Genomic DNA, 7068 nt, shown 5'->3' with positions numbered 1-7068 from the left:
TGTATTGGATGATAGTTGCGGATTTTAGGTGATGGTAAAAATGCCATTGAAAGGATTTATAGTAAGTACAACGATGAATATAATAGCGATGTTTCGAAGAAAGAGGTTATGAACCACTTCTACTATCTGACTTCGCTTGGTTTAATAGAGATGTCAGACCAAGAAGAAGTTGAAGCTTTTTTGCAAAAATACAAAGAATGTCTATCTAGCAGTACGTTTAGAAAGGCTCATTTATATCAAAGAACAACTTTGGGTGATGATTTATACCATTTTATAAGTAAAATCGACATGTCTTCTTGTAGTGAAGCAGATTGATACTCTGGCTGCAGAGTATCCTGCTCAGACCAACTACCTCTATGTAACTTACGCTGGCGTGAAGAGCGACATCACCTTCGAGAACGACCACCGTTCTATCATCGTACTCGGTTCTGGTGCTTACCGCATCGGTTCTTCCGTAGAGTTCGACTGGTGTGGCGTTCAGGCATTGAACACCATCCGCAAGGAAGGCTGGCGCTCAGTGATGATCAACTACAACCCTGAGACCGTTTCTACCGACTGCGATATGTGCAATCGTCTGTAGTTCGACGGGTTGACCTTCGAGCGTGTGATGGATATCATCGAGATGGAGCAGCCTCATGGCGTCATCGTATCTACCGGTGGTCAGATTCCAAACAACCTGGCTATGCACCTGGATGCACAGAACGTGCCAATCCTGGGTACTGCTGCCAAGGACATCGATAATGCTGAGGACCGTGCCAAGTTCTCTCAGATGTTGACCAACAACGGCATCAACCAGCCAGAGTGGAGCGCCCTGACCTCTATGGAGGACATCGACAACTTCATCGAGCGTGTTGGCTTCCCAGTATTGGTTCGTCCTAGCTACGTGCTTTCTGGTGCTGCGATGAACGTATGTTCTAATGAGGAAGAGCTGAAGCGATTCCTGCAGTTGGCTGCCAACGTGAGTGAGGATCACCCAGTGGTAGTTAGTAAGTTTATCGAACATGCCAAGGAGATTGAGATGGATGCAGTGGCAAAGAATGGCGAGGTGATTGCCTATGCCATTTCTGAGCACATCGAGTTTGCCGGTGTTCACTCAGGCGATGCAACCATCCAGTTCCCTCCTCAGAAGTTGTATGTTGAGACAGTTCGTCGTGTGAAGCGAGTAGGTCGTCAGATTGCCAAGGAGTTGCACATCAACGGTCCGTTCAACATCCAGTTCATGGCTCGTGACAATGATATTCTCGTTATCGAGTGTAACTTGCGTGCCAGCCGTTCGTTCCCATTCGTGAGCAAGGTATTGAAGATCAACCTCATCGAGTTGGCTACCCGCGTGATGCTCGGTTTGCCAGTAGAGAAGCCACACAAGAACCTCTTCGATCTCGACTATGTAGGTATCAAGGCATCTCAGTTCAGCTTCAACCGTTTGCAGAAGGCAGACCCAGTATTGGGTGTGGATATGAGCAGTACAGGTGAGGTAGGTTGCTTAGGCGACGATACATCTACCGCTCTCTTGAAGAGTATGCTTTCTGTGGGTCATCGCATTCCAGCCAAGAACATCCTGCTTTCTACTGGTTCTGCCAAGCAGAAGGTAGATTTGCTCGATGCTGCCCAGATGCTGGTTAAGCATGGTTACAAGCTGTATGCAACTGGTGGTAGTAGCAAGTTCCTCACCGAGAACGGCATTGAGAACACCCGTGTACTCTGGCCATCAGAGGAGTCAGAAGGCGGTGCGCCTAAGGCTTTGGAGATGCTCCACAACCACGAGATTGATATGGTAGTGAATATTCCAAAGAACTTGACCAGCAGCGAGTTGAGCAATGGTTACAAGATTCGTCGTGCAGCCATCGACCTGAACGTGCCATTGATTACCAACAGCCGTCTGGCGAGTGCATTCATCTATGCATTCTGCACCACCAAGCTGGAGGATATCGACATCAAGGCTTGGGGAGAGTATAAATAGTTGATAGTTAATAGTTAAGAATTGATAGTTAGTAGTTAAGAATTGACAGTTAAGTCATTCTTGATGATTCCCAATAGAAAAATCCCTGCTGTAGGAAAGGCTTCCTATGGCAGGGATTTTTTATTATTTGTATGACTATTTTTTGCACATATCCTCAGCTACCATCATAGCTACATTTTGCGTATTTGGAAGTTTGTATGGACGATGGCTCTGTGTTGTGGTAATGATGTCATCACCAAGAACCGTCGCCATCTTTGCGATTGTAGCTAATGTGAGATTATGTGTTCCACTCAGCCAACGACTTACTTCTGTTTCAGTCTTGCCAAGAGCCTTTGCGAAATCACGCTGTTTCATATTTCGTTCCTGTAATAGTTCAAAGACTCTGTTGGCTATAGCAACGCATAAGTCGACTTGTTTGTTTGTGTCCGCAGGAGTTGACTTGCGGATTTCATCCATCAGTTTATTTGTTTTCATATTAAATCCTCCTTGTTATAGTCGATATCTATAGTCAATTCAAGTGGTCCATGTAAATTTGTACCATTGATTGTTATAATTCTTTTATTCTCAAGTTTCTTTATAATGATGTCTATCTTTTGTAAGTTTCGTACGGCTCTATGCAGATTTACATCTTCTTGATATGTTTGCGTTTTCTTTATACCACCATTTCCTAAGATTAAAATCTTATGGCTGATATTAAGGCAATACAATCTTAAATTAGATGTATCAAGATGAGAGGGTAGTGCCATCACCCTGTCACGTTTGCTTCCTTCATATCTGAAGAATCTATCTTCTGCACCGTTTTCTTTGATGATATCAATCCTTCTAATGAGAATTTGTATATCTTGGGCATATTGATCCTTATAGGTGAGAAGGAATTTCTCAAATTCGGTATATTCCTCACCCTCGAATCTTGGAGAATAAAGGCTGACTTTTTCTCCAGTTTCCAATAGATCTATTAATAAGTTCTTTTCCATATAACTTATATTTTTGCTGCAAAGATAAACATAAAAGTTGATTTTTACAAGAATAATATGTTAAACATTACTTTTATGTTTATCTTTTTGTAATAGCGTGCATAATCCCCCTTGAATTTTTTCGATTTGTTAGTTTATAAACTTAAGTTTATAATATTGATGCTTAGCTATTTGCCATTTGATAAAACTGCAAAGAAATTATGTCGATTTGTGAGTGTAATAATAACAACCTGCCAACAAAATCCATATGAATTATACAACGCATACAAAAAAGGTTAAACATATAATGATAATAGGGAAATTATTTGTTGTATAATAGATTTTTCTGTATCTTTGCACAGAATTTTTAAATAACACAAAAATAAAGGTTATGCAGAAAAAGTGGACAAAAGAAACTGTTTTTGAAGAAAGCAAGAAATATTCTTCAAGATCTGAGTTCAAAAAAAAGAAATCTGGTGCATTCCGTATTGCGTATATGAACGGATGGTTGGACGAAATGATATGGTTGGTGCGTCCGACAGCCAAACCTATCAAATGGACTAAAGGGGCGGTTTTCGAAGAGTCAAGAAAGTATTCTATAGTTACGGAATTTATGAATAATGCTGTGACTGCATACACTATTGCAAAAAATAATAATTGGCTAACTGAAATGGATTGGTTGGCTCCTAGCAAGCGTAAGCCTTCTGGATATTGGAAGATAAAAGAGAATGTAATAAATGAATCTAAAAATTACAAGTCGGTTACAGAATTTCAAAGAAAGAATAGTCGAGCTTTTGATTCGGCAAAACTCAACGGATGGCTTGATGAAATGGACTGGTTGTCAAAAACAAACAGAAAACCTGTTGGCTATTGGAAAGAGAAAAATAACGTATTTGAGGAATCTCAGAAATACAACTATAGGAGTGAGTTTTGTGAAGGATGTTATCTTGCTTATATTACTGCTAAAAATAATGGATGGCTTAATGAAATGACATGGTTGAAAAAAACAAGAAATTCCCCAAAAGTGTATTGGGAGGATAAAGAGAAAGTTTTTAAGGAAGCTCGAAAATACAAATATAAAAGTGAGTTTCGTCATAAGGCTCCGTCTGCATATAAATCTGCACTATTACATCATTGGCTCGGAGAAATGGAATTTGAAACAAAAGTCTCAAAAGGGGATCCACGAGGTCCGATTCATATTATTTATGTATATATAGACGAAGTAAATAAATATGCTTATGTTGGTGCAACAAATGATATGAAGAGGCGAGATGGGGAACATAAAAATCAGAAAAATGATCCTGTCTATAAGTATTTTTATGGTAAGGGTTTGAAAATTCCAGCATATAAAATCTTATTAGACGGGCTAACAATAGTCGAGAGACAAAGAGAAGAACGTGTTCAATCTTTATATTATCGTGATGTTTTGCATTACACATTGATTAATAATATCAATCTGACAGGTGAAAATGTTGGCTCTGTTGGAAGTTTAATAAAGAAATGGACAAAGAAAGCGGTATTGCGTGAAGCTGAAAAATATAAAACTCCAACGGAATTTTTCACAAAATCTGCTGGGGCGTATGATGCAGCTCTAAAATATAAGATGATGAACAATGAAACATTTCCATGGTTTTACAGTAAACGTATGCCTCCACGATGGTGGAGTGTAAAAGAACATGTGTTTGAAGAGTCAAAGAACTATAAATCATGGAATGAATTCTTTTTGAAGTCACCAGCAGCTCATTTTTCTGCAAGAAAGCATAAATGGGAAGATGAAATGACATGGTTGCTCCGTGACCAAGTTCCACAAGGTTATTGGCAAAATGAAGAAAATGTAATAGAAGTGTCTAAAAAGTATTCAACGAGAACTGACTTTTTCAAAGGTTGCCATGCTGCTTATGACTATGCAGCCAAAAATAATCTATGGGAGAAAATGCCTTGGATAAAAACTAAGGTGAAAGAACATGGTTATTGGACAAAAGAACGTGTATTCGAAGAAGGTGGCAAATACTCAACCAAAATGGAGTTTAAAAGAGGTGCACCAACTGCTTATTCTTTAGCGACAAAAAACAATTGGATAAACGAAATGGAGTGGGCTGCTTCTGATGTCAAGCCACAGGGATTTTGGCAAAACAAGCAGAATGTAATAGCTGAATCACATAAATATTCTTCACGAAGTGAATTTAGATGGGGTACTCCGAGTGCTTATAGGTCAGCTATAGATAATGGCTGGATAGATGAAATGAAATGGCTGAAGCGTCCGCAAAATTATAACCTCAAGTGGACTCGTGAGAATGTATTCATAGAATCCCATAAATATGACTCTCGTGGTGCCTTTAAAAAAGGATGTCCATCTGCATACCGAGTGGCAAACGTAAATGGCTGGATGGTAGAAATGATATGGTTGAATATAAAGAACAGAAAATAAGATAGATATGAATGATATAAATTTTGATATAACAAAACATTGGCTTCCTGTTGGTGAAAAACAGGGAAGTATAGAGAAAGACACCTTAAGAATAAAGGTGTCTGGCATAAATTTTCACACAAAACCTGAAGCAAACTTTTGGGGAGTTTTTACAGGATGTATCAAAACTGAACCAAACAATCCATATGATATTAATGCTATTGGTTTCTATAAGACTGATGGGAAACTTTTGGGATTTGTTCAAAAAGAGTTGCAAGATTACGTTAATAAGTTTAGCAAAGGAAAAGAGTTGGACTGTGTAATTGCAATTACACCATTCATTTCTAAGGATGGTAAGGTTCGTAATCAGGCTTATGCAACAATCCTTAAATTTTTTGAGGATGATGTAGAATATGCAACAGAAATGATTAATAGCATCACTGAAGATGTTAGTAATGACGCTTTTATTGAAATTACTCATTTTGAAAAAGAGTTGCCAACACTCAATGTGTCACAGCCAAAAGTTGATGATAAAGATTATAATAATGAAGATAAAGATAGTAATGTCATATTCAGATATGATGAATTTTACAAATTTCCACAAAGCGATAAAACAGGAAAGAAAACTTATGATACACTCACTGTAAGAATAGAGGATGCTGATTGGTACTTTGATAGAAAGAAGTGGCAAGCAGGAGTATTCAGTGGATATGTGGATGTAGTGCATTTGGAAAGCCTTAATCAATATGGCATTTATCGAGAAGACAATACCCTTGTTGGTTGTCCTAATAGTTTTGACTTTGATGATGAAATCAAGGAATTCGCAGAAGGACAGCGTGTATATTGTATATTTTTGCTTGTTCCGCATATTGACAGCAAGACTTCTTGTATTGATATTAAAGGGAAGGCTGTTTTGATTAAGTTCTTTGAAGGGGAAAAGGACTATGCCCGTAAATTATTTGAAGATACTAGAACTCGACTTGCCCAAGATGCTATTTCTGATTACAAGAAATTCGTGGAAAAGAAAGAAGAGTTAGAACTTTGTGATATTAAGGTAATGTTAAGTTGGTCATTTGATACTCGCCGATATACCTTTGGAGATGATGCTACAACCTATCTTGATGACAAAGGGAAGCCCCAAAAGCCCAAAAGTGGGTGTGTAACTCTTGTAGCAATGCTTGTCTTGGGCTGTCTCTATGTTGTTTATTATACTTGGTGACAGTTATTGATTAATTTGTAATGTTGAAGTAGCAAGAGTTATTGTAAAATTATAATTCAATATGGAAGAAAATAGAATAAATGAAATTGGCAAGATGAGTCTGCCTGACAAGGTTTGTAATATATTAAAGGCTATTGGCAGCTGTTGTCCATTTACAGCCCCAATAGTAAGTCTGTTATCTGATTTTCAAAATCACAAGCAGAATCTATTGATAGAAGATGTGCTAAAAAAAGCATTTGCAATGATAGATGAACTTGATAATAGAGTTCGCAACATGGAATATATAAATAGTCAAGAATTTATCTGTGACTTGTTACGAACTGTAGATTATTCAAAAGATGAAATCGATGAAAATAAAAGAATTATGTATGCTAAATATTTAACAGCATGTTGCCACATTGATAATGCTGAGAATAGATGCAAGCGTATGTTCTTAGAATTAATGGAAAAAATTGACGGATTAGATTTCTATATTTTAAAGTCTTTAAAAAACACTTTTGATGCCTTAATTCCGCAACACTATAATTTA

5 protein-coding genes and 1 pseudogene are annotated in these 7068 nt (G+C 37.8%); 4 read left to right on the top strand and 2 right to left on the bottom strand.

Features of this window, described 5'->3' with window-relative positions:
- Positions 1-292: 292 nt before the first annotated feature.
- A pseudogene (locus tag DW657_RS03005) lies at positions 293-1960 on the top strand (ATP-grasp domain-containing protein); the annotation flags it as partial.
- Between the two features lie 135 nt (positions 1961-2095).
- Here the strand turns inward: DW657_RS03005 and DW657_RS03000 are convergent.
- Together DW657_RS03000 and DW657_RS02995 are read right to left on the bottom strand one after the other, a co-directional pair.
- Positions 2096-2434: a helix-turn-helix transcriptional regulator gene (locus tag DW657_RS03000; protein ID WP_117664301.1), complete on the bottom strand. Its 339-nt coding sequence runs from the start codon at positions 2432-2434 to the stop codon at positions 2096-2098.
- Entirely contained in the window at positions 2431-2934 is a 504-nt protein-coding gene (locus tag DW657_RS02995; RefSeq protein WP_118311358.1) for a hypothetical protein, read from the bottom strand. The genes DW657_RS03000 and DW657_RS02995 overlap by 4 nt, the downstream gene beginning before the upstream one ends.
- A 370-nt stretch (positions 2935-3304) precedes the next feature.
- On the opposite strand from DW657_RS02995, the gene DW657_RS02990 reads away from it, so the two are divergent.
- From DW657_RS02990 to DW657_RS02980, 3 genes are all read left to right on the top strand, one after another.
- Positions 3305-5341: a GIY-YIG nuclease family protein gene (locus tag DW657_RS02990; RefSeq protein ID WP_118311357.1), complete on the top strand. Its 2037-nt coding sequence runs from the start codon at positions 3305-3307 to the stop codon at positions 5339-5341.
- A 7-nt stretch (positions 5342-5348) separates the two neighbouring features.
- Entirely contained in the window at positions 5349-6539 is a 1191-nt protein-coding gene (locus DW657_RS02985) for a hypothetical protein (protein WP_117664298.1), read from the top strand.
- 61 nt (positions 6540-6600) lie between these two features.
- On the top strand, positions 6601-7068 hold a 468-nt coding region (locus DW657_RS02980; RefSeq protein WP_147381873.1), incomplete at its 3' end, for a hypothetical protein.

This window comes from Prevotella sp. AM23-5 (assembly GCF_003473645.1).
GTDB lineage: Bacteria > Bacteroidota > Bacteroidia > Bacteroidales > Bacteroidaceae > Prevotella > Prevotella copri_A.
Note: the sequence above shows the minus strand (reverse complement) of the source record. Positions and strands in the feature narration are given on the sequence as shown.

What these genes read in the sequence shown, in the direction of transcription:
- DW657_RS03000 (WP_117664301.1), bottom strand. Translation starts at nt 2,434, where the DNA reads ATGAAAACAAATAAACTGATGGATGAAATCCGCAAGTCAACTCCTGCG.
- DW657_RS02995 (WP_118311358.1), bottom strand. Translation starts at nt 2,934, where the DNA reads ATGGAAAAGAACTTATTAATAGATCTATTGGAAACTGGAGAAAAAGTC.
- DW657_RS02990 (WP_118311357.1), top strand. Translation starts at nt 3,305, where the DNA reads ATGCAGAAAAAGTGGACAAAAGAAACTGTTTTTGAAGAAAGCAAGAAA.
- DW657_RS02985 (WP_117664298.1), top strand. Translation starts at nt 5,349, where the DNA reads ATGAATGATATAAATTTTGATATAACAAAACATTGGCTTCCTGTTGGT.